The organism is Tabrizicola oligotrophica (assembly GCF_011008935.1).
GTDB lineage: Bacteria > Pseudomonadota > Alphaproteobacteria > Rhodobacterales > Rhodobacteraceae > Tabrizicola_A > Tabrizicola_A oligotrophica.
This window is the reverse complement of record NZ_JAAIVJ010000007.1, coordinates 146,961-171,762: the sequence shown is the minus strand read 5'-3', so window position 1 is coordinate 171,762 and position 24,802 is coordinate 146,961. Positions and strand designations below refer to the sequence as shown.

The following is a 24,802-nucleotide window of genomic DNA, read 5'->3' as shown; positions in this document are numbered from 1 at the left end:
TTCCTGTGGATCTGCCCGGAAGGGCAGGTTTCATACGCCCCGCTTGGTCACGGGTGCGGATTGATTGGGACGCCATGCGCGCCAGTGTCGTGGATCATCGGTCAGGGGCTTGGCCAAGGTCAAGAAAAACATCCGCTAAACCGGAAACTCCGGTGCTTGGCGGCACATTGCTGATTGTATCGCGCACAATGCCGAAATCCTGCGGCCAGGACCAAGCAAGATTGTTACCCGCACAACTCGTAGAACCGGGCGGCCTCGTGGAATGCCTGCCGGCGCGCGGCCTCCAGCGCTGCGGCTTCCTCATCGACACCCCAGATTTCAGCCTGCCAGTCCTCATCGATTCGGCTGAGGGCGAAGGCCTCGTCCGCCGAAAGCCGCCCGCGCGTGACGGCAAAACCAAGGATCAGCGAGCCGGAAATTGCGACGAGATCGTGGAAGGCGGCCAGCCGGAACCGCCCAAGGGCGGCGGTCAGCGCGTGCAGCCGCGCGAGGCTGCCGGACGGCTGGTCAATGTGGATCACGCCCGCGGTGGCGACCAGTGCTGCGCCAAGTTCGGCGGCCGACCAGTCAAGCAGCGGATCCCAGGCTGCGGCCTGCCGGGCCACCAGCGCGTCCGGCCCGGTCGCGCGATAGCACAAGAGGTCGCTCGCGCCATAGGCGGCGATCAGGTCGACCACCTCGTCAAACTGCACCGACAGCTTGTCGATGGCCGAATTGGCGGCGCGGGTAACAGGCATTGTCTCGGGTTTGATGACGCCTTGCTGCGCGTCCCATTCCGCGGCCGCAGCTTGCGCCATCGCAAGGCTTGGCACCACGAAGGCGGCCTTGGCCGGGGTCTTCACTGCCCGCCCGTCCAGCCGCACGGTGAAACCGCCGTCGCAGGGCTCAGGCGTGGCGGCTTTCCAGAACCGCTTCGCCGTCCAGCCGCTCATCTGCGGGCCTCGAACGGGTCGGCGGGGATATCGGTGTCCTTCCAGTCCAGGAGCTTCCATGTCTTGGCCATGTGGTCGGGCAAGGGCGCGGTAAAGGTCATGACTTCCTTGGTGATCGGGTGCTGGATCGTCAGCGAGCGGGCGTGCAGGTGCAGCTTGCGGCTGATCTCGCCCCCCAGACCCGCCCCCCAGCCATCGCCCATGTTCTCGGTCGACGATCCACCATACTTGCCGTCGCCAATGATCGGATGCCCCAGCTCGGCCAGATGGGCGCGCAGTTGGTGGGTGCGCCCGGTGATCGGCTCCAGCGCCATCCACGACAGCCGGGTGCCAAGGAACCAGAGCGTGAAGAAATCGGTATGCGCGCGCTTGGCCTCGGGGTAATCGGCCATCTTGGCGGGATGGACGCATTGCATCTTCTCGCCCTCGCCGCCCCGGCCATGACCGGGAGCCTTCATCAGGCCATATTTGATGCTGCCCTGACGCGGGTTCGGTACGCCCGCGACCAGCGCCCAGTAGATCTTGCGGGTGTGATGGTTGCGCAGCGCTTCGGACAAGGCCCGCGCCACCCGGTCGGTGCGGGCCAGCATCAGGACACCCGAAGTATCCTTGTCGAGCCGATGCACCAGCTTGGGCCGCTCCTTGTAGCCGAATTTCAAGGCCTCGGTCAGGCCGTCGACGTGACGGTCCCCCTGCCCCGAGCCACCCTGCGACGGCAGGCCGGCGGGCTTGTTCAGGATGATGATATGCTCATCCTTCCACAGCACTGCGTTCTGGATCATCTTCGTGTCGGCGGCGCTGATGCGCCCCTCGACGGGGCGGCTGGGGGCCTCGGCCTCGGGCAGGGGCGGCACGCGGATGACCATGCCGGGCGCGACCCGGTCTGACGCCTTGGCCCGCGCGCTGTCGATGCGGATCTGCCCGGTGCGGCACATCTTCTCGACATGACCCTGCGAGATCTGCGGAAAGCGCCGCTTGAACCATTTGTCGAGCCGCTGCTCGCCCTCATCAGCCGAGACGGTCAGAAGTTTCACGGCGCTCATGCCAGCGCTCCTTTGGCAAGGGCCGCGCCAAGGGCGACGGCGACAAGGGAAAGGCCGACCGAAGCGGCGACATACAGCGCCGCCTGCCCGGTCTGCCCGGATTGCCAGAGCTTCAAGGCGTCCAGCGAAAAGGCGGAAAAGGTGGTGAAGCCACCGAGGACGCCCGTCATCAACAGCGGCGACAGATGCGCCCGGCTGGTCAGGGTGATGAACAACACCCCCATGACAAAGCTGCCCGCCACATTGACAGCCGCCACCGCCCAGGGCGCGCCAAAGGCGGCCACGGCCAGATAGCGCAGGACCGAGCCGACGGCCCCGCCGAGTGCAACTTGGAAAAGCGTCCAGAACATGGGGTTTCCTTGGGCGCGGGCGCGTCATTTGTCAACCGCCGCTCATCGTATCGCTTCGCTCGCCCTTCGCCTTCCTCTTGGCCGAAATACTCCCGCCGCAGGCTCTTGCCGCCGATGCCGGGCGCTCTGCGGGGAGTATTTCGGCCAAGAGTAAGGGCCGGGCTCATTCCTCGCGTCGGGCGCGCAGCCTGGTGAAATAGTCGATGCGCTTTTTCAGCTCGCGCTCGAACCCACGTTCGGGCGGGGCGTAGAACACTGGGCGTTTCATGCCTTCGGGGAAGTAGTTCTGGCCGGAAAAGCCGTCCTCGGCGTCGTGGTCATAGGCGTAGCCCGTGCCATAGCCGATCTCCTTCATCAGCCGGGTCGGGGCGTTCAGGATATGGCGGGGCGGCATCAGGCTCCCGGTGTCGCGCGCCGCGGCGCGGGCGGCCTTGTAGGCGGTATAGACGCCATTGGATTTCGGGGCGAGCGCGAGATAGACCACGGCATTGGCCAGCGCGAGTTCGCCTTCGGGGCTGCCAAGCCGTTCGTAGGTTTGCCAGCTGTCGATGCAGACCGCCTGCGCCTGCGGATCGGCAAGGCCGATGTCCTCGACCGCCATGCGGGTCAGGCGACGGGCGAGGAAGCGCGGATCCTCGCCGCCCTCCAGCATCCTTGCATACCAGTACAGGGCTGCATCCGGGTCAGAGCCGCGCACCGATTTGTGCAGGGCGCTGATGAGATTGTAATGCTCTTCGCCCGACTTGTCGTATTTGGCGGCGCGGCGCATCAGGCGGCGAGCAAGCTCGTCGCGGTTCAGCGTGCGGTCGGTCTTCCAGGCCGCAACCTGCTCGATCAGGTTCAGGCAGGCGCGACCGTCGCCATCGGCCATCTCGATCAGCGCCTCGCGCGCCTCGCCGGTCAGGGGCAGCGCGCGGCCAAGTTCCTTTTCGGCGCGCTGGGTCAGGCGTTCCAGATCGGCCGGCGACAGCCGTTCCAGCACGATCACCTGCGCGCGGCTGAGAAGGGCTGCGTTCAGTTCAAAAGACGGGTTTTCGGTGGTGGCACCCACCAAGAGGATCGTGCCGTCCTCCATATGCGGCAGGAAGCCATCCTGCTGCGCCTTGTTGAAGCGGTGGATCTCGTCGACGAACAGCAGCGTCCCCTGCCCGTTCGCGCGCCGGATCCTGGCCGTCTCGAACACCTTGCGCAGGTCGGGCACCCCGGTGAAGATCGCCGAGATCTGCACGAAGCTCAGATCGGTTTCCGCCGCCAAAAGCCGCGCGATCGTGGTCTTGCCCACCCCCGGCGGTCCCCAGAGGACAAGCGACGACAGCGAGCCCGCCGCCAGCATCGCGCCCAACGGCCCATCCGGGCCAAGCACTTGGCCCTGACCGATCACCTCGGACAGGTTGCGCGGCCGCAGGCGGTCGGCAAGGGGACGTGGCGCGCCGGGGGCAGGTTGGGCAGCAGCGGTATCGAAAAGATCAGCCATGCTGCCCAGACTACGCCCGGACGCGATGCGGGGAAAGACCTGCCGTCAATGGACGGTCAGGCTGAAGTCCATCATCACCACCTGGTTGTCGATGCCGTCGATCTCCATCACCGGCCCCATCGCCTTCATCTTGACACCGACGCGATCGGCCCAGCGCGGCCATGTCGCGGCCAGAAGCGTCAGGCAATGGCTGGCCCCCAGCCCGCGCACGGTTTCGCCAAGCTGGGCGATCAGCTGGGCATGCACCCGGCGGCGGATAGCGGCGGGCACGTCATGGCTGACGAAAAGCCGCGAGCTTTCCCAGATATGGGGGGCCACCGGCGCTTCATCGTAAAGCAGGGTCGAGGGAATGGTGTCGAGCAGCCCGCGCTGCGCGTCCCGGATCATGTAGCTGTAAATGCCGCAGCCAGTGGTGGTCGGCGTCAGGCGATTGCCCGCCAGCACCCTGCCCTCGACATCATGGACGACCACCCAGCGGCTGGCCGGGGTGTCATACTGGTCATACTCCATGCCCATCGCTTCGGGCAGGTTCCACTTGTTATGAACGATGAACAATTCGCGCCGTGCGCGCAACATGTTCGCAAACAACTCGCCATGGTTGTGCAAGTTGGCAAAAGAAAGCGTAGTGGTCAGCATGGCAGCTCCTTCAGGTTGGATGGCAGTCGAACCTTGCAGGAGGGGTCTTGATTACATCAGGCGATAATCCTTTGCCCGCTGGATTGCCTCGGCTGTCGTCCGGGCCATGAGCCGTATTCGCGCCGAGGTGATCCTCGCCTTGAGCGCGCTTTCGGAAATGCCCAGCTTGGCTGCAGCCGCCGCGATCCGGTCCCCCCCGGCAATGCACTTGAGCGCCTCGATCTGGGCCTTGGTCAGCTCTTCGGGCGGTTCGGTCGCGTCATGCAGCCGCTGCACGATGGCAGCAACGGCGGCGATTTCGGCATCCGAGAACTCGCGGTCGGATCGGGCGAAAGATGCAATGGTGCGCGACTTGATCGGGCCACAGGCAACGGTGGCGCCATAGGTCAAGCCATAAGCTGCGGCCTTCTTGAAAAGGCCAAAGGGATCGGGAAGCGACGGGTCGCTCCACCGGATCGTGCCGGTGGTCGAAAACCCCCAGGCGACCATGGGATCCCGCAAGACATAGCCGTTCTCGGTATAGTGATCGAGCCAGGCCTGATCGTAGGCCTGAAACATGAACAGCGGTGCAGTAAAGCGGATGTGCAAACCGATCGAGTACCCCGCAGGCGCCAAAAGCGACAGCTGGTGAAGTTCAACATCCATACCAAGTTTTACTGACATGTCTTTTTCGCTAGGTGGCGATTCTTCTCCTGACTGTAGAATGCCACCGGCAGTTGCACCAGAACTGAATCGAATTTTACCTCAATTACCGCCCACAAGACATTGGGCTGCCTGAAAAAAGCCGTATTCGCATGCTGGCGGCCATTGCGACCGGTACGCGGGGGCTTCCGTTAACCATGATTCCGGGCAGCCCGGCGGACCGGCCGCAGAATCAGGCCGCGCCGGCAAGACGCGGTTCAGGCAAAAGAAAAAGGCCCGCGAAACGCGGGCCTTTGGACTTGCGGCTGACTGGATGTCTCAGTCTTCGACAGCTTCGTCGGCGGCGGTGCGGGCGTGGTCGGCAGCACCCTTGGCCGAGGGATCGCGGTCAACGAATTCGATGATCGCCATCGGAGCCATGTCGCCATAGCGGAATCCGGCCTTCAGGATGCGGACATAACCGCCCTGACGGTCCTTGTAGCGGGCAGCCAGCACGTCGAACAGACGGTCGACATGCATGTCCTGCTTCAGCTGGGCGGCGGCCTGACGGCGGGCATGCAGGTCGCCACGCTTGGCCAGCGTGATCAGCTTTTCAACGATCGGACGCAGTTCCTTGGCTTTCGGAAGCGTGGTCTTGATCTGTTCGTGTTCGATGAGCGAACCGGCCATGTTGGCGAACAGCGCCTTGCGGTGTTCGTGGGTACGGTTCAGACGGCGGTAGCCGCGAGCGTGACGCATGGTAGTCTCCTAAGCGTTTTACTTTGTGTTGCCGGATTGCGTTGATCTGGCGTCGTTGGGGCGGGATTGCCCTTATTTTCCCCGCCTGAGCGGGCATTTGCGGCCCCCCTCCCCCTCCGTGGGGAGGGGATGGGGGTGGGGGTTACCCCTTAGAACTGGTCTTCGAAGCGCTTGGCCAGGTCTTCGATGTTTTCCGGCGGCCAGTCCTCGACTTCCATGCCCAGATGCAGGCCCATGCCCGACAGCACTTCCTTGATCTCGTTCAAGGACTTGCGGCCGAAGTTCGGAGTGCGCAGCATCTCGGCTTCGGTCTTCTGGATCAGATCGCCGATATAGACGATGTTGTCGTTCTTCAGGCAGTTCGCCGAACGGACCGACAGCTCCAGCTCGTCGACCTTCTTCAGCAGGAGCGGGTTGAATTCCAGACCCGCATCCACTTCGCCGGCCTTCGACGATTCCGGCTCGTCGAAGTTGACGAAGATCGCCAGCTGGTCCTGCAGGATGCGCGCGGCATAGGCCACGGCGTCATCGGGGGTCAGCGAGCCGTCGGTTTCGATCTTCATGGTCAGCTTGTCATAGTCCAGCACCTGGCCCTCGCGGGTCGGCTGCACTTCGTAGGACACTTTCTTGACCGGCGAATAGATCGCGTCGATCGGAATGAGGCCGATCGGGGCATCTTCCGGGCGGTTCTTGTCGGCCGAGACATAGCCCTTGCCGGTGTTGACCGTCAGCTCCATGTAGACATCGGCGCCATCGTCGAGGTGGCAGATCACATGGTCCTTGTTCAGCACTTCGATGCCGTTGGTTTCCGAGATGTCGCCAGCGGTGACGACGCCTGGGCCTTTGGCCGAGATCGACAGGCGCTTCGGCCCCTCGACGTCCATCTTCAGGCGCACGCCTTTCAGGTTCAGCACGATGTCGGTGACGTCTTCGCGCACGCCCGCCACCGAGGAGAACTCGTGCAGGACGTTGTCGATCTGGACGCTGGTGATCGCGGCGCCCTGCAGCGACGACAGCAGCACGCGGCGCAGCGCGTTGCCCAGCGTCAGACCAAAGCCGCGTTCCAGCGGTTCGGCGATGACGGTGGCGACACGTTGTGCATCAGCCCCGGCCTTGACGACCAGTTGCAGCGGCTTGATGAGTTCCTGCCAATTCTTGTGGATCATGCTTTCGCCTCCATTCTTGTCACCTGCCCATGTCCCTAAGCCAGGTGACGCCCGAGGATCTGGAATCACGCAATCGGGCCGCGCGAAACCGCACGGCCCGATTGCAATAGAAATGCCTTAGACGCGGCGGCGCTTCGGCGGGCGGCAGCCGTTGTGCGCGAGCGGCGTCACGTCGCGGATCGACGTGATGTTGAAGCCCACGGCAGCCAGCGCGCGCAGAGCCGATTCACGGCCCGAACCGGGGCCCTGAACTTCGACTTCCAGCGTCTTGACGCCATGTTCCTGCGCCTTGCGGCCCGCATCTTCGGCGGCCATCTGCGCGGCGTAGGGGGTCGACTTGCGCGAGCCCTTGAAGCCCATGGTGCCCGAGGACGACCACGAAATGGCGTTGCCCTGAACGTCGGAGATCAGGATCTTGGTGTTGTTGAACGACGAGTTCACATGAGCAACGCCAGCGGCGATGTTCTTGCGCTCTTTTTTCTTCGTGCGGGTCGATTTGGTATCGCGTGCCATGATGCCCTACCCCTTATTTCTTCTTGCCAGCGATGGCTTTGGCCGGGCCCTTGCGGGTGCGGGCATTGGTGTGGGTGCGCTGGCCGCGGACCGGCAGGCCCTTGCGGTGACGCAGGCCGCGGTAGCAGCCGAGGTCCATCAGACGCTTGATGTTCATCGACACTTCGCGGCGCAGGTCGCCCTCGACGGTGAAGTTGGCGTCGATGTATTCGCGGATCGCCAGCACTTCGGCGTCGGTCAACTGATTGACACGGCGAGCGGCGTCGATTTTGAGCGCGGTGCAGATGGTTTCGGCGTTATGCGCGCCGATGCCTGCGATATACTGCAGGGAGATGATCACCCGTTTTTGAGTCGGGATGTTGACGCCAGCAATACGAGCCAAGGCGTTTGTCCTTTCGTTGCGGTTCCGTCGTGCCAGAACCTTTTTTCACAACTGCCAGAGGCGGCGCCTCTGACGCGATCTTCCCAATTGCAGGGAAACCCGAACCACAGGCGATTCCATGGCGGGACGCCGTGCTTTAGGGGCTTTCCCCCCGCCCGTCAAGCGGGCCGGGGCGGAATCTCAGGCTTTGTCAAGAACTTTCGCAACGGCGGCCGCTACAGCGTCCATTTCCGCCATCCCGTCCAGCTGCCGCAGGCTTTTCTTTGCCCAGTAATAGCCGATCAGGGGCGCGGTGTTCTTGTAGTACTCGCGCAGCCGCACCTCGAACACTTCGGGCGTGTCGTCCTTGCGCACGGCCTGCCCCTTGGCGCGGGCCTCGTCGGCGCGCTTGACGATCCGGCCCACCAGCGCCGCATCGTCCACCACCAGCTCGATCACCGCATCCAGTGCCAGACCCTTGCGCGCCAGCAGCTCGGCCAGCGCATCGGCCTGCTTCAGGGTGCGGGGGAAGCCGTCGAAGATGAAGCCGCCGGGCGCGCCCTTGGCGAGCTTTTCCTCGATCAGGCCGATGACGATCTCATCCGTCACCAGCCCGCCACGCTCCATCACCTCGGCGACCTTGCGGCCCATTTCGCTGCCCGAGGACTTGGCCTCGCGCAGCATGTCGCCGGTTGACAGCTGCACCATGCCGCGGCCCGCGACCAGCTTTTCGGCCTGAGTGCCTTTGCCAGCCCCGGGGGGGCCGAGAAGGATGATGTTGGCCATGTGCCCGCCCTCAGCGCCGCGCCGGTGCCTTCGGAGCGCGCTTCTTGCCCCGCAGGTTCGACTTTTCGATCAGGCCTTCGTACTGGTGGGCCAGAAGATGCGACTGGATCTGGTTGATGGTGTCCATCGTCACGGAAACCACGATCAGAACCGAGGTGCCGCCGAAATAGAACGGAATGGCAAACTGGCTGCGCAGCACTTCGGGCAGCAGGCAGACGGCGGCGAGATAGGCCGCGCCCAGAACCAGAACGCGGTTCACCACATATTCCAGATATTCTTCGGTCTTCTTGCCAGGCCGAATGCCGGGGATGAAGCCGTTCTGGTTCTGCAGGTTCTGCGCCACGTCATCGACCTTGAAGGCGACGTTGTGGGTGTAGAAATAGGCGAAGAACACGATCATGCCGACGAAGAACAGCAGATAGAGCGGCTGACCGGGGCCGAAATAGGCGAGGATGGTCGACATGATCGGCCCGGTCTGCGCGCCCGAGAAGGTCGAGATCGTGATCGGCAGCAGAAGCAGCGACGAGGCGAAGATCGCCGGAATGACGCCCGCGGGGTTGACCTTGATCGGCAGGTGCGAAGAGCCACCGTCGTAGATCTTCATCCCGACCTGGCGACGGGGGTACTGGATCGAGATCTTGCGCAGCGCGCGCTCCATGAACACCACGGCGGCGATGACGACCACCACCATGATGAGAACGCCGATGATGACCGGAGTCGAAATGACGCCGGCGCGGCCCTGGCTGAAGAATTGCGCCAGCGCGGCCGGAATTTCCGCCACGATGCCGACGAAGATGATGAGCGAAATGCCGTTGCCGATGCCGCGCGCGGTGATCTGCTCGCCCAGCCACATCAGGAACATGGTGCCGCCGACCAGCGTGATGACGCAGGAGGCCACGAAGAACGCGCCCGGCGTATGGGCAAGCCCACCCGCCTGAATTGACATGGCGATGCCGTAGCCCTGAAACAACGCCAGCGCGACGGTCGCATAGCGCGTCCACTGGTTCATCTTCTTGCGGCCCTGCTCACCTTCCTTCTTCATCTGCTCCAGCGCCGGGATCATCGAGGCCAGAAGCTGGATGATGATCGAGGCCGAGATATAGGGCATGATGCCAAGGGCGAAGATGCCCATGCGGCTGATCGCGCCGCCGGTGAACATGTTCAGAATGCCGCCGAGACCAGCCCCTGCCGAAGACATGAAGTCGCGCAGCGCCTGACCATCAATGCCCGGAACCGGAATATAGGTGCCAAGGCGGTAGACAATCAGAAGGCCGACAGTGAAGAAGATGCGCTGGCGCAGGTCCGTCGCCTTGCCGAGCGCCCCCCACGACAGATTGGCCGCCATTTGCTCTGCAGCAGATGCCATGTTTGGTCTCTCTCATGACTGCGCCGCCGAACCGTTCTCCGGTCGGCGGCGCGGGAAAACTTGCCTTGGTGATGTAAGCGGTCTTTTCGCCGCTCACAACCTTTTATTCAGCGGCAGCAGCCACAGTCAGCGAACCACCGGCGGCCTTGACGGCCTCGATCGCGGCAGCCGAAGCGCCCGTGACGACCAGCTTGACGGCCGACTTGATCTCGCCCTTGTTCAGAACGCGGATGCCGTCGTGCTTCGACTTGGTCAGGCCAGCGGCGACCAGCACGTCTTCGGTGATTTCGGCCTTGGCGTCGAGCTTGCCCAGACCGATGAATTTCTCGATCAGGCCCAGGTTGATGACGGCGAATTGCTTGGCGTTCGGCTTGTTGAAGCCGCGCTTCGGCAGGCGACGGTAGAGCGGCATCTGGCCGCCTTCGTAGCCACCCAGCGCCACGCCCGAACGCGAGGACTGACCCTTGATCCCGCGGCCGGCGGTCTTGCCCTTGCCCGAGCCGGGACCACGCGCCACGCGCTTTTTCTTGCGGGCCGCGCCTTCGTTGTCAGAAAGTTCATGCAGTTTCATGTCGCAATCTCCTTGGCCGGAACGTCCCGACCTGCGACGGATGGGGACAACACGGCATTTCTTGTTGATTCTCGCAGCCCGGATGGCCACCGGGGGCGTATAGAGGGCCGGGGGGCATCAATCAAGCCCCCGTGGGATGCGCGGGGGGTGTCGGGGAATTCCGGCGGGCTGAGGCCCGCCCTGCGCGGGGCCTGGCAACCCGGCAAGCGCCGGGGAACGGCCCGAAGGATCGTGACCTTCCTTCCTGTAGGGCGGGGCAGAACCCCGCCTGACGGGAACCGCGTTACGCTCCTCCCGGTGCCGGATAGCTTCCAGAAGCGTCGTGTCTTTCCTGCCCCGTCAGGGCCGGCGTGAACACGCAGATGATCCGCAGGTCGGTCGCAGCGCGCAGCAGATGCGCCTCGTGGTGGTCGAGCACATAGACCGTGCCGGGACCGAGCGGCCAAGTCTGGCCGGTGGCCACATTCACCACTTCGCCCTTCCCCTCGATGACATAGTTGGTCTCGACGTGGTTCCTGTATTCCAGACGCTGCTCGGTCCCGGCCTTGCAGATCGTGTCATGCAGCGAATAGCCAAGGCCATCGGCGGCCAGAAGAATGCGGCGGCTTTCGAAGGCCTCACCCTTCACATGGGCGGCTGTGCCAAGGACAGAGGCGAGGGTGCGGACGATCATGGCAGGTCCTGTCGCTGCGGCAAAGACCGCCGGGTACGCCCCGGCGGTCTGGTCAACCCGGCATCAGGCGCGCCTCACGCCCCCTTGGGCCAGACAAAGCTCGGCTGCAGCCCGCCGTAGACCGGACGGCCGTCGGTGGGCGAGGGATAGCCCTTGGTCTCATCCCAGAACGCATGATAGCTCGCCTTCGGGAAGGCGGCGTCGTCATAGCCCATGATGTTCGGCACCGCGACGCGGATGCGCTTCTGCTTGTCGTCCAGCATCAGTGCCGCCCCGCAATCGGCGCAGACGCAGATTTCCAGCGGGCCATTCGGGTTGTCCTTGTTGAAGGGCACCCGATTGATCTTTTCGGGGTGGTCGACGTTCAGATCCCCATAGTTGAAGAACGCGACATGCGTGGTGTGCTGGCCCGTCACCGACTTGCAGACGTTGCAGTGGCATTCGTGGTTGTCGATCGGCTCGGCATTGCTGGTCACATGCACATGGGCGCAGCCGCCCGCGTATTTCGCTGCCATGGTATCCTCCCATTGATCTCTGCCCCATCGCGCTGGCGATGAGTCGCGGCCGAGCCTAACACCCTTGCGCCCGGCATGGGAAAAATCCTTTCCCGTCGCGCAAGATTTGATCGGAGGCTTTTCCGTTGACAGCCGGCGCCGCGCCACCGGATGCTGCCCCCACCCCGAGCGGAGGCGCAGATGGGCGAATTTCATGTCGGAAACCCGGTATTCGTCACCTACCTGATCGCGGCAGCCCTGATGGTCTTCAAGCTGATGGGTCAGGGCTGGATGACGGTCTACCGGATGATGCGGGCCAAGGCCGGCTATGCCAGCCCCGAGGATCTGCGCCCCGGCCCTCTCAACCGCGCGCCCGCGCCGGCGCAGCTTGAGCTGAACGATTATGTCGACCGCTCGCGCCGGATGCATCGCAACGATCTGGAGAACATCCCCGGGTTCTGGGTGGCGGGGCTGTTGTTCGTCGCGGTCGCGCCGCCGCTCTGGCTCGCCCAAGGGATGCTGTTCGGCTTTGTCGCGGCGCGGGTGGCACATGCGCTGGCCTATGCCATGGCGCTGTCGCATGAGGTGCGGGCGACGTTCTACACCATCGGCTCGCTGATCGTGGCGGGCATGGCGCTTTACGCGCTGGTGGCAGTGCTGTGAAACGAAAACGCCCCGGGGTTTCCCCCGGGGCGCTTTCCGCAGGGTGGGTCATTGACCCACCGAACTCTTATCCACGTTCTTCGATGATCTGAACGAGGTGGCTGATCTTGTTCACCATGCCGCGCACCGAAGGGGTATCCTCCAGCTCACGGGTGCGGTTCATCTTGTTCAGGCCAAGACCCTTGAGGGTCGCGGTCTGCACGGCCGGACGGCGGGCGGCCGAGGCCACCTGCTTGACGACGATGGTTTTCTTCGCGGTCATGTTCAGGCCTCCACGGTTTCAGCGGCGGGCTTGTTCAGGATCTCGGCCACCTTCTTGTTGCGGCGGGCCGCAACCTGACGGGGCGAGGTCTCGGCTTTCAGACCGTCGATGGTGGCGCGGATCATGTTGTAGGGGTTCTGCGAGCCGATCGACTTCGCAACAACGTCCTGCAGACCCAGCATTTCGAAGACGGCGCGCATCGGGCCGCCGGCGATGATGCCGGTACCGGCCACAGCCGAGCGCATCACGACTTTACCGGCGCCATGACGGCCTTCCATGTCGTGGTGCAGGGTGCGGGCGTCCTTCAAGGGCACGCGGATCATCTGGCGCTTGGCCTGTTCCGTTGCCTTGCGGATCGCTTCCGGCACTTCCTTGGCCTTGCCCTTGCCGAAGCCGACGCGACCTTTCTGGTCGCCGACAACGACGAGTGCCGCAAAGCCAAAGCGCTTGCCGCCCTTCACGGTTTTCGACACGCGGTTGATCGCGACCAGACGGTCGGCGAACTCGGGCGCAGCTTCTTCACGGCTCTCGCGACGGTCATCACCACGGCGCTGGCCACGGTCTTCCCGACGGTTTTCACGTTCTGCCATTTTTCAACTCCTCAGAACTTCAGGCCGCCTTCACGGGCAGCATCGGCCAAAGCCTTGATCTTGCCGTGAAAGAGGAAACCGCCGCGGTCGAAGTAGCATGCTTCGACGCCGGCCTTCTTGGCGCGCTCGGCGATGGTGGAACCCACCTTCGCAGCCGCTTCCAGATTGTTCTTGCCGACAAAGCCCAGATCCTTTTCGAGGGTCGAGGCCGCGGCAACGGTGACGCCCTTCACATCGTCGATCAGCTGGACGCTGATGTTCTTCGACGAGCGGTGAACGGACAGGCGGAGACGGCCATTGGCCATCGCCTTGATTTTGTTCCGGACGCGCAGGCGGCGCTTGAGGAACAGCTCTCTCTTGGTGTTCGCCATTTTCCCGGTCCTTACTTCTTCTTGCCTTCCTTGCGGAACACGAACTCACCCTTGTAGCGGATGCCCTTGCCCTTGTAGGGCTCGGGCTTGCGCCATTCGCGGATGTTCGCAGCGACTTGGCCAACCTGCTGTTGGTCAATGCCTTCCACAACGATTTCGGTCTGCTTCGGAGACGTCACGGTGATGCCGGCGGGAACCTCGAAGTTCACTTCGTGGCTGTAGCCCAGCGACAGTTTCAGGACATTGCCAGCCATCGCAGCGCGATAACCCACACCCTGAATTTCCATTTCCTTCTTGAAGCCGGTGCTGACGCCGATGACCAGATTTTCGATCATCGAACGCGACATGCCCCACTGTTGACGGGCGATCTTCGAGGTGCCGCGCGGCGTCACCTTGATCGCGTCGTTTTCCAGGGTCAGCGTCACGTTGTCGCCAGCGGTGAAGCTGCGGGTGCCCTTGGGGCCTTTGACTTCGACGGTCTGGCCGGAGATCGTGGCCGAGACGCCTTTGACAAGGGCGACGGGTTTCTTGCCGATACGAGACATGGAACCCTCCTTAGAACACGGTGCAAAGCACTTCGCCGCCAACATTGGCCGCCCGTGCATTCGCATCCGACATGACGCCTTTCGGCGTGGAGACGATGGAAATACCCAGGCCGTTGCGGACCGAGGGAATATCCTTGACGCCCATGTACACCCGGCGGCCCGGCTTCGACACGCGCTTGACTTCGCGGATCACCGGGGTGCCTTCGTAGTACTTGAGGCTGATTTCAAACTCGCCCTGGCCATTGGCCGTGGCCTTCTTTTCATAGCCGCGGATGTAGCCTTCCGACAGCAGCACGTCCAGAACACGGGCGCGCAGGGTCGAAGCGGGGGTCATCACAGTGGACTTGCCGCGCATCTGGCTGTTGCGGATACGGGTCAGCATATCGCCGAGCGGATCGTTCATCGACATTGTGCGACCTCCTTACCAGCTGGATTTGACCATGCCGGGGATCTGACCGAACGAGGCCAGTTCGCGCAGCATGATGCGGCTGAGTTTGAGCTTGCGATAGAACGCATGCGGACGGCCCGTCAGCTGGCAGCGGTTGTGCACGCGCGTTGCCGACGAGTTGCGGGGCATCTGGGCCAGCTTGAGGGTCGCCTTGAAACGCTCCTCGACCGGCTTCGACTGGTCGTTGATCACCGCTTTCAGCGCGGCGCGCTTGGAAGCATGCTGCTTCACAAGAGCGGCCCGCTTCACTTCGCGGTTCACCATGGATTTCTTTGCCATTGTATCGGTTCCTCGCGCTTACGACGTGAAGGGCATGTTGAATTGCTTCAACAGCGCCTTGGCTTCCGCGTCGGTTTTCGCGGTGGTGCAGATGATGATGTCCATGCCGAGGATCTCGTCGACCTTGTCGAAGTTGATCTCCGGGAACACGATTTGCTCTTTCAGGCCCATGGCATAGTTGCCGCGGCCGTCGAAGGAGGTGCCTTTCACGCCGCGGAAGTCGCGGACGCGGGGAAGGGCAACCGTGATCAGGCGGTCAAGGAATTCATACATCCGGTCGCCGCGCAGCGTGACCTTGCAGCCCAGCGGCATCTTCTCACGCACACGGAAGCCTGCGATCGAGTTTTTCGCATGGGTGATGACAGCCTTCTGGCCTGCAATCGCCGTGAGTTCCTCAGCGGCGGTCTTGACCTTCTTCGTGTCCTTCACGGCTTCGCCGACGCCCATGTTCAGGACGATCTTGTCCAGACGCGGGATCTGCATGTCGTTCTTGTAGCCGAATTCGGCCTTCAGCGCGGCGCGGATGCGCGACTGGTAGTCGGCCTTGGCGCGCGGGGTGTATTTGGCTTGGTCCAGCATCAGATGGCCTCCCCGGTGGTCTTGGCGAAACGCACCTTCTTGCCGTCTTCCATGCGGAAGCCGACGCGGGTGGCCTTGCCGTTCTTGTCCATCAGCGCCAGGTTCGACAGGTCGATCGGCATGGCTTTCGCCAGACGGCCACCCTGCGAGGCTTGGGACTGCTTGGTGTGACGGATCGCGACGCTCACGCCCTCGACCACGGCCTTGTTGGCGGACGGCGAAACCGAGGAGATTTCCCCCTGCTTGCCCTTGTCCTTGCCGGTGAGCACGACGACCTTGTCGCCCTTACGGAGTTTCGCAGCCATTACAGCACCTCCGGCGCAAGCGAGATGATCTTCATGAAGTTCTTGGCACGCAGCTCGCGCACGACCGGCCCGAAGATACGGGTGCCGACCGGTTCGCCCTGGTTGTTCAGGATGACGGCGGCGTTGCGGTCAAAGCGGATGGTGGTGCCGTCTTCACGGCGGACTTCCTTGGCGGTGCGAACGACCACGGCCTTGCGGACGTCGCCTTTCTTCACGCGGCCCTTCGGAATGGCTTCCTTCACCGAAACAACGATGATGTCACCGACCGAAGCATAACGGCGGTGCGAACCGCCCAGAACCTTGATGCACTGCACCCGGCGTGCGCCGGAGTTGTCAGCTACATCCAGATTCGTTTGCATCTGGATCATTTGGTTTCTCCCGACCTTTGGGGACCGTTAGCCTGGCCCCAGGGTTTCGATTAGCGGAAGACAACCGTCGCTTCGGCCTCAGGCCTCGACGACGACTGTCCAACGTTTGGTTTTCGAAATCGGCGCGCACTCTTCAATGCGAACGGTGTCACCGACCTTGAACTTGTTCTCCGCATCGTGAGCGCGATATTTCTTCGACTTACGAACGGTCTTTTGCAGCAGCGGGTGCTTGAAGCGGCGCTCGACGAGAACGGTGATGGTCTGTTCGTTCTTGTCCGAGGTGACAACACCTTGCAGGATACGTTTCGGCATTGGCTTTCCCCTTACTTCGCGGCTTCAGCAGCTTTTTGGACGAGCACGGTCTTGATGCGGGCGACGTCACGACGGACAGCGCGCATGCGGGCGGTGTTTTCCAGCTGGTTGGTGGCGGCCTGGAAGCGCAGGTTGAAGGCTTCCTTCTTCAGCGCCACGAGGTTCTCGCGCAGCGCTTCGGGGGTTTTCCCGTGCAGTTCTTTGGCGTTCATGCGCCTCTTCCTTTTCTCAATCACCAGAAGGCCCCGTCACGGGTAACCTTGGGTCCGGTGGATCAATGACAAACCAACGATTCGCGGTCACCCGGAATCGTGGATAGCGCCGTATAGGGGGGAGGGGGTGGGATGGCAAGGGGGAAGTGACTGGATGTTTCACTCAGGCGCGGGTTATGCAACGATGGCAAGATACGGCACCTGCCCGACCCGAGAAGAAGTGCCTCGTCGTGAAGAAACCGATACCCATTTCCAAGCACCGGCTTCGCAGCATTGACGAAGAGCGTTTGATAGAACGGCCTTTATTGGTCCGCCCGCGCGTCATACATCTCTCGTGGCGCAGCAGAACCGGCAGGCTCGTGCGGTTGGCCATCTTGGCGGCGTTCGCCGCGCTCCTTATACTGGCGGCCTATCTGATCCTGATGCCCATCAGCGGCTAGCTCGTAAGTCGCGCAATCATTGCGCCCCCATATTTCAAGCTCAGTTGTACTTGAAGCTCGTCGAGACCAAGCCCGTCGTCGCGCCTTACCGCAACCGCTCTGCAATCCACATCTTCACCAGCGATTGCCGCGTCACGCCCAGATGCCGCGCCTCACGGTCCAGCCCTTCGACGACCCAAGCCGGGAAATCCACGTTCACCCGGCGCAGCTCCTCGTTCGGGCGGCGGGCCTTGGACCAGTCGACATAAGCGCTGATGTCTTCGCCGTTGTCGAACATTTCGTCCAACTGTTCGGCTGTAATGGTTTCACGCGCCTTCATAAAATATCACCTCCGTTTTCCGAGCCCGCCTGACCGAAATGATCCGCACCGCTTCCCCGCGACGGGTGCAAACCGCCGACCAGTGCTTGCCCTCGATCCGACCGATCAGCAGAAAGCGTGGCTCTCCCTCTGATACGATCGGGGCAACTACCAGCCCGCCATCCAGCCACAGCGCCTGCGCTTCGACAAAGTCGATGCCGTGCTTTTCTTTGTTGCTGGCACTCTTCGCCGGGTCAAACTCAAACTCCATGGGGCAATGTAGTATAGAATCTATACTTTTTCAATGTCACGCCCAGTTATAGTTGAAACTCACCGAAATCCGCTCTTCTTCGCTCATGTTCATCGGCACCTCATGCCGCAGCCAGCTTTCCCACAGCAGCATCTCGCCGACCTCGGGCTTCACATAGACAAAGGGCTGCAGCTCCTGCGCGGCGTCCTTGCGGCGAAGCGGCGACATCATCATCATCGCCAGCCGCGGGTCTTCCAGCTTCAGCGCGCTGGTCCCTTCCGGCATCTGCACATAGGTCGTGCCCGAGATCACCGAATGGGGGTGGATGTGGCTGGAATGGGTGCCGCCTTCGGGCAGGATGTTGATCCAGAAGGCGTTGCATTTCAGCTTCTTGCCTTGCAGGTCGAAGCCCAGCTCGTCGCAGAAGGCCGCAACATGTTTGTCCAGCGCCTTCTCCAGATCGGCAAAGATCGGCGCGCGCCAGGGCAGGTCGTCGAGCGAGGCATAGGAGGTATAGCCCGGATAGCCCTCGCGTTCGCACCATTCCTGGCCGGCCTCGTCATCCTCGGCGATAGCGATGCAGGTGTCGCGCAGTTCCTCGTAGTTCACCTTCTTCTTGGCCAGGTCATTCAGCTTGGCGCGATAAAGGCGGGTGACGAACAGGTTCGTGGTGGTGGACATGCGGGGCTCCTGCAAGGATCGTTTGGCTTCGTCCTTCCACAAGGCGGGGCATGGCGCAAGATGGCAAAGCGCGCAAGCCTGGCGCCTCCCCTCCCCCTCCGTGGGGAGGGGCTGGGGGTGGGGGCGGACGGCAAAGCAAAAGGCCCCGCCGTTGCCGGGGGGCCTTTCGTAACTTGAACCGGGTGACGGCCCGCGAACTTCGGTGAAATTCGCTACACCGCACCGGTTTTGCCCGAGGGCAAAACCTTACCAGTCTTCCTTGGCCACGATGCGGGTGGTGACCGGCAGTTTCATCGCGCCCAGACGCAGGGCCTCACGCGCGATGGTTTCGGCAACGCCGTCCACTTCGAACATGACGCGGCCCGGCTTCACCTTGCAGACCCAACGGTCGGTCGAACCCTTGCCCTTACCCATACGAACTTCGATGGGCTTGGCCGAGACCGGCAGATCCGGGAACACGCGGATCCAGACCCGGCCCTGACGCTTCATGTGGCGGGTGATCGCGCGGCGGGCCGCTTCGATCTGACGGGCCGACACACGCTCCGGCTCGGTCGCCTTCAGGGCGAAGGAGCCGAAGTTCAGGAGGAAACCGCCCTTGGCTTCGCCATGGATCCGGCCCTTGAAGGCCTTGCGGAATTTTGTACGCTTCGGTTGCAGCATAACTTTACCTCCTTACGCGCGTTCGCGGTCGCGGCGCGGGCCACGCGGAGCGGGGCCATCGGCAGCTTCGGCGAGGCGACGGTCATGGGCCTGCGGATCGTGCTCAAGGATTTCGCCTTTGAAGATCCAGACCTTCACGCCGATGATGCCATAGGGCGTCATGGCTTCGGACAGCGCATAGTCGATGTCGGCGCGCAGGGTGTGCAGCGGCACACGGCCTTCGCGATACCACTCGGTGCGGGCGATTTCCGCGCCGCCAAGACGGCCCGAAACGTTCACCCGGATACCCAGGGCGCCCATGCGCATGGCGTTCTGCACGCCACGCTTCATGGCGCGACGGAAGGACACGCGACGCTCCATCTGCTGGGCGATCGACTCGGCGACGAGTTGGGCGTCCAGTTCCGGCTTGCGCACTTCGACGATGTTCAGGTGCAGTTCCGACTTGGTGAACACGGCGAGCTTCTTGCGAAGCGTCTCGATGTCCGCGCCTTTCTTGCCGATGATGACGCCCGGACGCGCGGTGTGAATGGTCACACGGCACTTCTTGTGCGGACGTTCGATGATGACGCGCGAGACGCCAGCAGCCTTGCACTCTTCATGCACGAAGTCGCGCATCTTGAGGTCTTCCAGCAGCAGGTTGCCATAGTCCTTCGACTCGGCGAACCAACGGCTGTCCCAGGTGCGGTTGACCTGGAGGCGCATCCCGATGGGGTTAACCTTCTGACCCATTATGCAGACTCCCCGACTTGACGCACCTTGATGGTGATCTCGCTGAACGGTTTCATGATCTTGCCGAAACGGCCACGCGCACGCGGGCGACCGCGCTTCATGACCAGGTTCTTGCCGACCCAGGCTTCGGCGACGACAAGGCTGTCAACGTCGAGATTGTGGTTGTTTTCCGCATTGGCAATGGCCGACTGCAGGCACTTCTTCACGTCACCGGCGATGCGGCGCTTGGAGAAGGTCAGATCGGCAAGCGCCTTTTCCACCTTCTTGCCGCGGATCAGACCGGCGACAAGGTTCAGTTTCTGCGGCGAGGTGCGAAGCATGCGGGCAATAGCCTGCGCTTCGTTGTCCGCCACGCGGCGCGGATTCTTTTCCTGACCCATGGCTTACTTCCTCTTGGCTTTTTTGTCGGCGGCGTGACCGTAGTAGGTCCGCGTCGGCGAATATTCACCGAACTTCTGGCCGATCATTTCTTCGGTCACCGCAACCGGGACATGCTTTTTGCCGTTGTAGACGGCGAAAGTCAGGCCAACGAACTGCGGCAGGATGGTGGAACGGCGCGACCAGATCTTGATCACTTCGTTCTTGCCCGAAGCTTTCGCGGTCTCTGCCTTTTTCAAGACATAGCCGTCGACGAACGGGCCTTTCCAGATGGAACGTGCCATGGATTAGCGCCCTTTCTTCTTGGCGTGACGCGAGCGGACGATCAGCGAATCCGACGCCTTCGGCTTGCGGGTCTTGTTGCCCTTGGTGCCCTTGCCCCACGGGGTAACCGGGTGACGGCCGCCCGAGGTCCGGCCTTCACCACCACCGTGCGGGTGGTCGATCGGGTTCATGGCAACACCGCGAACCGTCGGGCGAACGCCAAGGTGACGCATCCGGCCGGCTTTACCGAAGTTCTGGTTCGAGTTGTCGGGGTTCGACACGGCGCCGATGGTGGCCATGCATTCCTGACGGACCATGCGCAGCTCGCCCGAGGACAGGCGGATCTGGGCGTAGGAGCCGTCACGACCAACGAACTGGGCATAGGTGCCGGCCGCACGGGCCAACTGGCCGCCCTTGCCGGGCTTCAGCTCGACGTTGTGCACGATGGCACCGATCGGCATGCCCGAGAAAGGCATGGCGTTGCCCGGCTTCACGTCGACCTTGGCGCCAGCGATCACGCTGTCACCCACGGCCAGACGCTGGGGGGCAAGGATATAGGCAAGCTCGCCGTCCGTGTAACGGACGAGGGCGATGAAGGCGGTGCGGTTGGGATCGTATTCGATCCGCTCGACCACAGCGGCCATGTCGAACTTGCGGCGTTTGAAATCCACAATGCGGTACAGACGCTTTGCGCCGCCGCCCTTGTGCCACATCGTGACGCGCCCGGTGTTGTTACGGCCACCCGTCTTGGTCAAGCCTTCAGTGAGGGCTTTGACCGGACGGCCTTTGAACAGCTCCGAACGGTCGATCAGAACCAGCCCACGCTGGCCTGGCGTCGTCGGTTTATACGACTTGAGTGCCATGTTCTCTGTCTTCCGTCAGCTATCGGGCCTTGCGACCCGGGTTAAGGGCCCCGAAGGTCCCCGGTTCAGACAGGGCTTCCCCTGCCGATTCGAAAAAATTCCACGGCCCCGGAAATCCGGGGCCGCGAGATTCGCTGCCAACTATCAGAGGCCGGTGGAAACGTCGATGGTGTTTCCAGCTTCCAGCATGACATAGGCCTTTTTCTTGTCGCTGCGCTCGCCGGCGCGGCCACGGAACTTCTTGGCCTTGCCTTTGGCGACCACGGTGTTCACGGCCTTCACCTTCACACCAAAGACAGCCTCGACGGCTTCCTTGATCTGCGGTTTGGTCGCGTCCATGGCGACCTGGAACACAACCGCACCAGCCTCGGAGGCCATGGTGGCCTTTTCGGTGATGATCGGCTTCTTGATCAGGTCGTAATGTTCGGGTTTCGCGCTCATTTCAGACGAGCCTCCAGAGCTTCGATACCTGCCTTGGTGATCACCAGAGTGTCACGCTTCAGGATATCATAGACGTTGGCGCCGATGGTCGGCAGGACGTCCACGCCATCGAGGTTGCGGGCAGCCAGCGCGAAATTCGCGTCAACGGCCGCACCGTCGATGATGAGGGCGCGCTTCCAGCCCAGTTCCTTGGCCATCTTGGCAAGGTTGGCGGTCTTGGCATCGGCCATGGTGGCCGCATCCAAAATCACCAGCTCACCGGCTTTCGCCTTGGCCGACAGCGCATGGCGCAGGCCAAGCGCGCGGAACTTCTTCGGCAGGTCATGGGCGTGCGACCGCGGGGTCGGGCCCTTGTAGACGCCGCCGTGACGGAAGATCGGGGCCTTCTTGGAACCGTGGCGAGCGCCGCCGGTGCCTTTCTGGCGATAGATCTTCTTGGTCGAGTAGGACACTTCCGACTTGCCCAGCGTCGAGTGGGTGCCAGCCTGGGCACGCGCCCGCTGCCAGCGCACCACGCGGTGCAGGATGTCGGCGCGCGGCTCAAGGCCGAACAGCGCTTCGTCCAGATCGATGGAACCGGCCTTGCCGCCGTCCAGCTTGATCACATCAAGTTTCATGCTTCACCCCCTTCAGCGGCGGCAGGTGCAGCCGAACGAATCCCGGCAGGCAGCGGAATACCAGCCGGAGCGGCTTTCTTCACGGCGTCCTTGACGGTGACCCAGCCACCCTTCGACCCGGGGACAGCGCCCTTGATCATCAGAAGGCCACGCTCCGCATCGGTGCGGACGACTTGCAGGTTCTGGGTGGTGGTGCGAACGGCACCAAGATGGCCAGCCATCTTCTTGCCCTTGAACACCTTGCCCGGATCCTGGCACTGGCCGGTCGACCCGTGCGAACGGTGCGAGACCGACACACCGTGCGAGGCGCGCAGACCACCGAAGTTGTGACGCTTCATCGCACCGGCAAAGCCCTTACCGATCGAGGTGCCGGCGATGTCGACGAACTGACCCGCGAGGTAGTGGTCGGCGGTGATTTCCGCGCCCACGTCGATCAGGTTGTCAGCCGACACGCGGAATTCCGCGATCTTGCGCTTCGGAGCCACGTTCGCCTTGGCGAAGTGGCCACGCTGCGCGGCCGTGGTGTTCTTGGCCTTGGCAGAGCCCGCGCCAAGCTGAACGGCGGTGTAGCCGTCCTTGTCAGCGGTGCGCTGCGCCACGACCTGAAGATTGTCGAGTTGCAGAACGGTCACCGGCACCTGAGTGCCGTTTTCCAGAAACAGCCGGGTCATGCCCAGCTTCTTTGCGATAACGCCAGAGCGCATGTTCCTGCCCCCCTTACACTTTGATCTCGACGTCCACGCCAGCGGCGAGGTCGAGCTTCATCAGCGCGTCCACGGTCTGGGGGGTCGGATCAACGATATCGAGCAGGCGCTTGTGCGTGCGGATCTCCCACTGGTCGCGCGACTTCTTGTCGATGTGCGGACCACGGAGAACCGTGAATTTCTCGATCTTGTTCGGCAGCGGGATCGGGCCACGAACGGTGGCACCGGTGCGCTTGGCGGTCGACACGATTTCCTGGGTGCTGGCGTCCAGCACGCGGTAATCGAAGGCCTTGAGCCGAATGCGGATGGTTTGACCTTGCATCAGTTCTTCCTTCCGAACGTAGACGGGGCGGAATGCCCGGCCCATAGGTTCGCTTTGTGAATAGTCGAAAGCGCGATTCTCCATGCGGAGCCGCGCCGGGCGTCTCTATAGCGCGCGACCCGGTTCGGCAAGGAGATTCGCAGGGCTGGCGCAGATTATTGCGGAGCCTTGGAAACAAGGCTTTTGCGCTGCCCTTCCGAATGGAAAAGGGCCGCCCTTCGGCGGCCCCTTCCCCATCAACCGGAGGGTTGATTATTCGACGATCTTCGACCCGCCTTCAGCTGGCGCGTCTCGGGATCATCATTCGATGATCTTCGACACGACGCCTGCGCCGACGGTGCGGCCGCCTTCGCGGATGGCGAAGCGCAGCTTCTCTTCCATCGCGATCGGGGCGATCAGGGTCACGTTGAACTTCAGGTTGTCGCCCGGCATCACCATCTCGGTGCCGGCCGGCAGCTCGACCGTGCCGGTCACGTCCGTGGTGCGGAAGTAGAACTGCGGGCGGTAGTTCGCGAAGAACGGCGTGTGACGGCCGCCTTCTTCCTTGGTCAGGATATAGGCCTCGGCTTCGAACTTGGTGTGCGGGTTGACCGACTTCGGCTTGCACAGCACCTGGCCGCGCTCGACGCCTTCACGGTCGATGCCGCGCAACAGCACGCCGACGTTGTCGCCAGCCTCGCCGCGGTCCAGGAGCTTGCGGAACATCTCGACGCCGGTGCAGACCGACTTCTTGGTCTCGCGGATGCCGACGATCTCGACTTCGTCGCCGACGTTGATCACGCCACGCTCCACCCGGCCGGTCACAACCGTGCCGCGGCCCGAGATCGAGAACACGTCTTCGATCGGCATCAGGAAGGGCTGATCCACGGCGCGCGCCGGGGTCGGGATGTATTCGTCAACCGCCTTCATCAGCGCGCGGATCGAGTTCTCGCCGATCTCCGGACGCTCGCCGATCATCGCCTGGTGGGCCGAGCCCTTGATGATCGGAATGTCGTCGCCGGGGTATTCGTAGGACGACAGCAGCTCGCGCAGTTCCATCTCGACAAGCTCGATCAGCTCCTCGTCATCAACAAGGTCGACCTTGTTCATGTAGACGACCATGTAGGGGATACCCACCTGGCGGCCGAGCAGGATGTGCTCGCGGGTCTGCGGCATCGGGCCGTCCGAGGCGGCGCACACTAGGATCGCGCCGTCCATCTGCGCCGCACCGGTGATCATGTTCTTCACATAGTCGGCGTGGCCGGGGCAGTCGACGTGCGCATAGTGACGCGCTTCGGTCTCGTACTCGACGTGGGCGGTCGAGATCGTGATCCCGCGAGCCCGCTCTTCCGGCGCACCGTCAATCTGGTCATAGGCGCGGAATTCACCAAAATACTTGGTGATCGCAGCCGTCAGAGTGGTCTTGCCGTGGTCAACGTGGCCGATCGTGCCAATGTTCACGTGCGGCTTGTTGCGTTCAAACTTTGCCTTTGCCAT

The 24,802-nt window shown here is 62.8% G+C and carries 40 protein-coding genes; 1 reads left to right on the top strand and 39 read right to left on the bottom strand.

Annotated elements, in window-relative coordinates; all coding sequences use genetic code 11:
* Nucleotides 1–224 precede the first annotated feature (224 nt).
* From G4Z14_RS13085 to G4Z14_RS13015, 15 genes are all read right to left on the bottom strand, one after another.
* Nucleotides 225–932, bottom strand: a complete 708-nt coding sequence (locus tag G4Z14_RS13085) for an ATP12 family chaperone protein (protein WP_164626431.1) — start codon at nt 930–932, stop codon at nt 225–227.
* A complete protein-coding gene (locus G4Z14_RS13080) occupies nt 929–1,975 on the bottom strand; it encodes an RluA family pseudouridine synthase (RefSeq protein WP_164626429.1) in 1,047 nt (348 codons plus the stop codon). The genes G4Z14_RS13085 and G4Z14_RS13080 overlap by 4 nt, the downstream gene beginning before the upstream one ends.
* Nucleotides 1,972–2,325 (bottom strand): fluoride efflux transporter FluC, encoded by a 354-nt coding sequence (locus G4Z14_RS13075; protein WP_164626427.1) that lies wholly within the window; start codon nt 2,323–2,325, stop codon nt 1,972–1,974. Before G4Z14_RS13075 ends, G4Z14_RS13080 begins: the two co-directional genes overlap by 4 nt.
* Nucleotides 2,326–2,488: 163 nt before the next feature.
* The gene (locus G4Z14_RS13070; protein WP_164626425.1) at nt 2,489–3,799 is read right to left on the bottom strand and encodes a replication-associated recombination protein A; all 1,311 of its coding nucleotides are present in this window, start codon (nt 3,797–3,799) and stop codon (nt 2,489–2,491) included.
* Nucleotides 3,800–3,844: 45 nt separating this feature from the next.
* Nucleotides 3,845–4,435 (bottom strand): acyl-homoserine-lactone synthase, encoded by a 591-nt coding sequence (locus G4Z14_RS13065; protein WP_164626423.1) that lies wholly within the window; start codon nt 4,433–4,435, stop codon nt 3,845–3,847.
* Between the two features lie 51 nt (nt 4,436–4,486).
* Nucleotides 4,487–5,098, bottom strand: a complete 612-nt coding sequence (locus tag G4Z14_RS13060) for an autoinducer binding domain-containing protein (RefSeq protein ID WP_164626420.1) — start codon at nt 5,096–5,098, stop codon at nt 4,487–4,489.
* A 297-nt stretch (nt 5,099–5,395) separates the two neighbouring features.
* A complete protein-coding gene (rplQ, locus tag G4Z14_RS13055; protein ID WP_164626419.1) occupies nt 5,396–5,815 on the bottom strand; it encodes a 50S ribosomal protein L17 in 420 nt (139 codons plus the stop codon).
* Between the two features lie 149 nt (nt 5,816–5,964).
* Nucleotides 5,965–6,981, bottom strand: a complete 1,017-nt coding sequence (locus G4Z14_RS13050) for a DNA-directed RNA polymerase subunit alpha (protein WP_164626417.1) — start codon at nt 6,979–6,981, stop codon at nt 5,965–5,967.
* A gap of 117 nt (nt 6,982–7,098) precedes the next feature.
* Nucleotides 7,099–7,494 (bottom strand): 30S ribosomal protein S11, encoded by a 396-nt coding sequence (gene rpsK, locus G4Z14_RS13045; protein ID WP_164626415.1) that lies wholly within the window; start codon nt 7,492–7,494, stop codon nt 7,099–7,101.
* Nucleotides 7,495–7,507: 13 nt separating this feature from the next.
* Nucleotides 7,508–7,876 carry a 30S ribosomal protein S13 gene (gene rpsM, locus G4Z14_RS13040; protein ID WP_164626413.1) on the bottom strand — a complete coding sequence of 123 codons (369 nt, stop codon included), beginning with the start codon at nt 7,874–7,876 and terminating at the stop codon, nt 7,508–7,510.
* A gap of 180 nt (nt 7,877–8,056) precedes the next feature.
* Nucleotides 8,057–8,641, bottom strand: coding sequence for an adenylate kinase (locus G4Z14_RS13035; protein ID WP_164626411.1), 585 nt, complete (start codon nt 8,639–8,641; stop codon nt 8,057–8,059).
* A gap of 10 nt (nt 8,642–8,651) precedes the next feature.
* Complete coding sequence (gene secY / locus G4Z14_RS13030) at nt 8,652–10,007, bottom strand: preprotein translocase subunit SecY (RefSeq protein ID WP_164626409.1); 1,356 nt, start codon at nt 10,005–10,007, stop codon at nt 8,652–8,654.
* A 103-nt stretch (nt 10,008–10,110) separates the two neighbouring features.
* The gene (rplO, locus tag G4Z14_RS13025; RefSeq protein WP_164626407.1) at nt 10,111–10,578 is read right to left on the bottom strand and encodes a 50S ribosomal protein L15; all 468 of its coding nucleotides are present in this window, start codon (nt 10,576–10,578) and stop codon (nt 10,111–10,113) included.
* Nucleotides 10,579–10,861: 283 nt separating this feature from the next.
* Nucleotides 10,862–11,251 carry an ectoine synthase gene (locus G4Z14_RS13020; RefSeq protein WP_164626405.1) on the bottom strand — a complete coding sequence of 130 codons (390 nt, stop codon included), beginning with the start codon at nt 11,249–11,251 and terminating at the stop codon, nt 10,862–10,864.
* A gap of 74 nt (nt 11,252–11,325) precedes the next feature.
* Complete coding sequence (locus G4Z14_RS13015) at nt 11,326–11,766, bottom strand: GFA family protein (protein WP_164626403.1); 441 nt, start codon at nt 11,764–11,766, stop codon at nt 11,326–11,328.
* Between the two features lie 180 nt (nt 11,767–11,946).
* Between G4Z14_RS13015 and G4Z14_RS13010 the strand changes: the two genes are divergently transcribed.
* Nucleotides 11,947–12,408: an MAPEG family protein gene (locus G4Z14_RS13010; protein WP_164626401.1), complete on the top strand. Its 462-nt coding sequence runs from the start codon at nt 11,947–11,949 to the stop codon at nt 12,406–12,408.
* Between the two features lie 67 nt (nt 12,409–12,475).
* On the opposite strand, the gene rpmD is transcribed toward G4Z14_RS13010, so the two are convergent.
* The 24 genes from rpmD to tuf form a co-directional block, all read right to left on the bottom strand.
* Entirely contained in the window at nt 12,476–12,670 is a 195-nt protein-coding gene (gene rpmD, locus G4Z14_RS13005; protein ID WP_164626399.1) for a 50S ribosomal protein L30, read from the bottom strand.
* A gap of 2 nt (nt 12,671–12,672) precedes the next feature.
* Nucleotides 12,673–13,260 carry a 30S ribosomal protein S5 gene (gene rpsE, locus G4Z14_RS13000; protein ID WP_164626397.1) on the bottom strand — a complete coding sequence of 196 codons (588 nt, stop codon included), beginning with the start codon at nt 13,258–13,260 and terminating at the stop codon, nt 12,673–12,675.
* Between the two features lie 11 nt (nt 13,261–13,271).
* Nucleotides 13,272–13,631, bottom strand: coding sequence for a 50S ribosomal protein L18 (rplR, locus tag G4Z14_RS12995; protein WP_164626395.1), 360 nt, complete (start codon nt 13,629–13,631; stop codon nt 13,272–13,274).
* A gap of 11 nt (nt 13,632–13,642) precedes the next feature.
* On the bottom strand, nt 13,643–14,176 hold the full coding sequence (rplF, locus tag G4Z14_RS12990; protein ID WP_164626393.1) for a 50S ribosomal protein L6: 534 nt from the start codon (nt 14,174–14,176) through the stop codon (nt 13,643–13,645).
* A 10-nt stretch (nt 14,177–14,186) separates the two neighbouring features.
* Nucleotides 14,187–14,585 carry a 30S ribosomal protein S8 gene (gene rpsH, locus G4Z14_RS12985; protein WP_227751718.1) on the bottom strand — a complete coding sequence of 133 codons (399 nt, stop codon included), beginning with the start codon at nt 14,583–14,585 and terminating at the stop codon, nt 14,187–14,189.
* 12 nt (nt 14,586–14,597) lie between these two features.
* A complete protein-coding gene (gene rpsN, locus G4Z14_RS12980; RefSeq protein WP_164626391.1) occupies nt 14,598–14,903 on the bottom strand; it encodes a 30S ribosomal protein S14 in 306 nt (101 codons plus the stop codon).
* An 18-nt stretch (nt 14,904–14,921) separates the two neighbouring features.
* Nucleotides 14,922–15,482: a 50S ribosomal protein L5 gene (gene rplE, locus G4Z14_RS12975; protein WP_164626390.1), complete on the bottom strand. Its 561-nt coding sequence runs from the start codon at nt 15,480–15,482 to the stop codon at nt 14,922–14,924.
* On the bottom strand, nt 15,482–15,787 hold the full coding sequence (gene rplX, locus G4Z14_RS12970; RefSeq protein WP_164626387.1) for a 50S ribosomal protein L24: 306 nt from the start codon (nt 15,785–15,787) through the stop codon (nt 15,482–15,484). The genes rplE and rplX overlap by 1 nt, the downstream gene beginning before the upstream one ends.
* Complete coding sequence (gene rplN / locus G4Z14_RS12965; RefSeq protein WP_091302592.1) at nt 15,787–16,155, bottom strand: 50S ribosomal protein L14; 369 nt, start codon at nt 16,153–16,155, stop codon at nt 15,787–15,789. The genes rplX and rplN overlap by 1 nt, the downstream gene beginning before the upstream one ends.
* A 78-nt stretch (nt 16,156–16,233) precedes the next feature.
* A complete protein-coding gene (gene rpsQ / locus G4Z14_RS12960; RefSeq protein ID WP_137110191.1) occupies nt 16,234–16,467 on the bottom strand; it encodes a 30S ribosomal protein S17 in 234 nt (77 codons plus the stop codon).
* A gap of 11 nt (nt 16,468–16,478) precedes the next feature.
* A complete protein-coding gene (rpmC, locus tag G4Z14_RS12955; protein WP_164626386.1) occupies nt 16,479–16,679 on the bottom strand; it encodes a 50S ribosomal protein L29 in 201 nt (66 codons plus the stop codon).
* A 525-nt stretch (nt 16,680–17,204) separates the two neighbouring features.
* Nucleotides 17,205–17,438, bottom strand: a complete 234-nt coding sequence (gene brnA, locus G4Z14_RS12950; protein ID WP_164626384.1) for a type II toxin-antitoxin system BrnA family antitoxin — start codon at nt 17,436–17,438, stop codon at nt 17,205–17,207.
* Nucleotides 17,425–17,688, bottom strand: coding sequence for a BrnT family toxin (locus G4Z14_RS12945; RefSeq protein ID WP_164626383.1), 264 nt, complete (start codon nt 17,686–17,688; stop codon nt 17,425–17,427). Before G4Z14_RS12945 ends, brnA begins: the two co-directional genes overlap by 14 nt.
* 36 nt (nt 17,689–17,724) lie before the next feature.
* Entirely contained in the window at nt 17,725–18,348 is a 624-nt protein-coding gene (locus G4Z14_RS12940; RefSeq protein WP_164626381.1) for a TIGR02466 family protein, read from the bottom strand.
* A 246-nt stretch (nt 18,349–18,594) separates the two neighbouring features.
* Nucleotides 18,595–19,008 carry a 50S ribosomal protein L16 gene (rplP, locus tag G4Z14_RS12935; protein WP_164626379.1) on the bottom strand — a complete coding sequence of 138 codons (414 nt, stop codon included), beginning with the start codon at nt 19,006–19,008 and terminating at the stop codon, nt 18,595–18,597.
* Between the two features lie 12 nt (nt 19,009–19,020).
* The gene (gene rpsC / locus G4Z14_RS12930) at nt 19,021–19,737 is read right to left on the bottom strand and encodes a 30S ribosomal protein S3 (RefSeq protein ID WP_164626377.1); all 717 of its coding nucleotides are present in this window, start codon (nt 19,735–19,737) and stop codon (nt 19,021–19,023) included.
* Nucleotides 19,737–20,117 carry a 50S ribosomal protein L22 gene (gene rplV / locus G4Z14_RS12925; protein WP_164626375.1) on the bottom strand — a complete coding sequence of 127 codons (381 nt, stop codon included), beginning with the start codon at nt 20,115–20,117 and terminating at the stop codon, nt 19,737–19,739. The genes rpsC and rplV overlap by 1 nt, the downstream gene beginning before the upstream one ends.
* Nucleotides 20,118–20,120: 3 nt before the next feature.
* Nucleotides 20,121–20,399 (bottom strand): 30S ribosomal protein S19, encoded by a 279-nt coding sequence (gene rpsS / locus G4Z14_RS12920; RefSeq protein ID WP_164626373.1) that lies wholly within the window; start codon nt 20,397–20,399, stop codon nt 20,121–20,123.
* A 3-nt stretch (nt 20,400–20,402) separates the two neighbouring features.
* Nucleotides 20,403–21,242 (bottom strand): 50S ribosomal protein L2, encoded by an 840-nt coding sequence (gene rplB, locus G4Z14_RS12915; protein WP_164626371.1) that lies wholly within the window; start codon nt 21,240–21,242, stop codon nt 20,403–20,405.
* A 144-nt stretch (nt 21,243–21,386) separates the two neighbouring features.
* Complete coding sequence (locus tag G4Z14_RS12910; RefSeq protein WP_164626369.1) at nt 21,387–21,683, bottom strand: 50S ribosomal protein L23; 297 nt, start codon at nt 21,681–21,683, stop codon at nt 21,387–21,389.
* Complete coding sequence (rplD, locus tag G4Z14_RS12905; RefSeq protein WP_164626368.1) at nt 21,680–22,300, bottom strand: 50S ribosomal protein L4; 621 nt, start codon at nt 22,298–22,300, stop codon at nt 21,680–21,682. Before rplD ends, G4Z14_RS12910 begins: the two co-directional genes overlap by 4 nt.
* Nucleotides 22,297–23,004: a 50S ribosomal protein L3 gene (gene rplC / locus G4Z14_RS12900; protein WP_164626366.1), complete on the bottom strand. Its 708-nt coding sequence runs from the start codon at nt 23,002–23,004 to the stop codon at nt 22,297–22,299. The genes rplD and rplC overlap by 4 nt, the downstream gene beginning before the upstream one ends.
* A gap of 13 nt (nt 23,005–23,017) precedes the next feature.
* Complete coding sequence (gene rpsJ / locus G4Z14_RS12895; RefSeq protein WP_164626364.1) at nt 23,018–23,326, bottom strand: 30S ribosomal protein S10; 309 nt, start codon at nt 23,324–23,326, stop codon at nt 23,018–23,020.
* Nucleotides 23,327–23,626: 300 nt separating this feature from the next.
* Nucleotides 23,627–24,802 carry an elongation factor Tu gene (gene tuf / locus G4Z14_RS12890; RefSeq protein WP_164626333.1) on the bottom strand — a complete coding sequence of 392 codons (1,176 nt, stop codon included), beginning with the start codon at nt 24,800–24,802 and terminating at the stop codon, nt 23,627–23,629.

Coding starts and splice junctions, on each gene's coding strand:
- G4Z14_RS13050 (WP_164626417.1), bottom strand. CDS start 6,981: ATGATCCACAAGAATTGGCAGGAACTCATCAAGCCGCTGCAACTGGTC.
- rplN (WP_091302592.1), bottom strand. CDS start 16,155: ATGATCCAGATGCAAACGAATCTGGATGTAGCTGACAACTCCGGCGCA.
- rplP (WP_164626379.1), bottom strand. CDS start 19,008: ATGCTGCAACCGAAGCGTACAAAATTCCGCAAGGCCTTCAAGGGCCGG.
- G4Z14_RS12945 (WP_164626383.1), bottom strand. CDS start 17,688: ATGGAGTTTGAGTTTGACCCGGCGAAGAGTGCCAGCAACAAAGAAAAG.
- rpsQ (WP_137110191.1), bottom strand. CDS start 16,467: ATGCCGAAACGTATCCTGCAAGGTGTTGTCACCTCGGACAAGAACGAA.
- rplE (WP_164626390.1), bottom strand. CDS start 15,482: ATGCTGGACCAAGCCAAATACACCCCGCGCGCCAAGGCCGACTACCAG.
- G4Z14_RS13075 (WP_164626427.1), bottom strand. CDS start 2,325: ATGTTCTGGACGCTTTTCCAAGTTGCACTCGGCGGGGCCGTCGGCTCG.
- G4Z14_RS13015 (WP_164626403.1), bottom strand. CDS start 11,766: ATGGCAGCGAAATACGCGGGCGGCTGCGCCCATGTGCATGTGACCAGC.
- rpsH (WP_227751718.1), bottom strand. CDS start 14,585: ATGTCGATGAACGATCCGCTCGGCGATATGCTGACCCGTATCCGCAAC.
- rpsJ (WP_164626364.1), bottom strand. CDS start 23,326: ATGCAAGGTCAAACCATCCGCATTCGGCTCAAGGCCTTCGATTACCGC.
- rpsK (WP_164626415.1), bottom strand. CDS start 7,494: ATGGCACGCGATACCAAATCGACCCGCACGAAGAAAAAAGAGCGCAAG.
- tuf (WP_164626333.1), bottom strand. CDS start 24,802: ATGGCAAAGGCAAAGTTTGAACGCAACAAGCCGCACGTGAACATTGGC.
- rpmC (WP_164626386.1), bottom strand. CDS start 16,679: ATGAACGCCAAAGAACTGCACGGGAAAACCCCCGAAGCGCTGCGCGAG.
- rpsC (WP_164626377.1), bottom strand. CDS start 19,737: ATGGGTCAGAAGGTTAACCCCATCGGGATGCGCCTCCAGGTCAACCGC.
- G4Z14_RS13035 (WP_164626411.1), bottom strand. CDS start 8,641: ATGGCCAACATCATCCTTCTCGGCCCCCCCGGGGCTGGCAAAGGCACT.
- rplB (WP_164626371.1), bottom strand. CDS start 21,242: ATGGCACTCAAGTCGTATAAACCGACGACGCCAGGCCAGCGTGGGCTG.
- G4Z14_RS12940 (WP_164626381.1), bottom strand. CDS start 18,348: ATGTCCACCACCACGAACCTGTTCGTCACCCGCCTTTATCGCGCCAAG.
- G4Z14_RS13085 (WP_164626431.1), bottom strand. CDS start 932: ATGAGCGGCTGGACGGCGAAGCGGTTCTGGAAAGCCGCCACGCCTGAG.
- rplX (WP_164626387.1), bottom strand. CDS start 15,787: ATGGCTGCGAAACTCCGTAAGGGCGACAAGGTCGTCGTGCTCACCGGC.
- G4Z14_RS13020 (WP_164626405.1), bottom strand. CDS start 11,251: ATGATCGTCCGCACCCTCGCCTCTGTCCTTGGCACAGCCGCCCATGTG.
- G4Z14_RS13065 (WP_164626423.1), bottom strand. CDS start 4,435: ATGCTGACCACTACGCTTTCTTTTGCCAACTTGCACAACCATGGCGAG.
- secY (WP_164626409.1), bottom strand. CDS start 10,007: ATGGCATCTGCTGCAGAGCAAATGGCGGCCAATCTGTCGTGGGGGGCG.
- G4Z14_RS13010 (WP_164626401.1), top strand. CDS start 11,947: ATGGGCGAATTTCATGTCGGAAACCCGGTATTCGTCACCTACCTGATC.
- rpsS (WP_164626373.1), bottom strand. CDS start 20,399: ATGGCACGTTCCATCTGGAAAGGCCCGTTCGTCGACGGCTATGTCTTG.
- rplR (WP_164626395.1), bottom strand. CDS start 13,631: ATGGCGAACACCAAGAGAGAGCTGTTCCTCAAGCGCCGCCTGCGCGTC.
- brnA (WP_164626384.1), bottom strand. CDS start 17,438: ATGAAGGCGCGTGAAACCATTACAGCCGAACAGTTGGACGAAATGTTC.
- rplV (WP_164626375.1), bottom strand. CDS start 20,117: ATGGGTCAGGAAAAGAATCCGCGCCGCGTGGCGGACAACGAAGCGCAG.
- rpsE (WP_164626397.1), bottom strand. CDS start 13,260: ATGGCAGAACGTGAAAACCGTCGGGAAGACCGTGGCCAGCGCCGTGGT.
- rpmD (WP_164626399.1), bottom strand. CDS start 12,670: ATGACCGCGAAGAAAACCATCGTCGTCAAGCAGGTGGCCTCGGCCGCC.
- rplF (WP_164626393.1), bottom strand. CDS start 14,176: ATGTCTCGTATCGGCAAGAAACCCGTCGCCCTTGTCAAAGGCGTCTCG.
- G4Z14_RS13060 (WP_164626420.1), bottom strand. CDS start 5,098: ATGTCAGTAAAACTTGGTATGGATGTTGAACTTCACCAGCTGTCGCTT.
- G4Z14_RS12910 (WP_164626369.1), bottom strand. CDS start 21,683: ATGAGCGCGAAACCCGAACATTACGACCTGATCAAGAAGCCGATCATC.
- rplD (WP_164626368.1), bottom strand. CDS start 22,300: ATGAAACTTGATGTGATCAAGCTGGACGGCGGCAAGGCCGGTTCCATC.
- rplC (WP_164626366.1), bottom strand. CDS start 23,004: ATGCGCTCTGGCGTTATCGCAAAGAAGCTGGGCATGACCCGGCTGTTT.
- G4Z14_RS13070 (WP_164626425.1), bottom strand. CDS start 3,799: ATGGCTGATCTTTTCGATACCGCTGCTGCCCAACCTGCCCCCGGCGCG.
- rplO (WP_164626407.1), bottom strand. CDS start 10,578: ATGAAACTGCATGAACTTTCTGACAACGAAGGCGCGGCCCGCAAGAAA.
- rpsN (WP_164626391.1), bottom strand. CDS start 14,903: ATGGCAAAGAAATCCATGGTGAACCGCGAAGTGAAGCGGGCCGCTCTT.
- G4Z14_RS13080 (WP_164626429.1), bottom strand. CDS start 1,975: ATGAGCGCCGTGAAACTTCTGACCGTCTCGGCTGATGAGGGCGAGCAG.
- rplQ (WP_164626419.1), bottom strand. CDS start 5,815: ATGCGTCACGCTCGCGGCTACCGCCGTCTGAACCGTACCCACGAACAC.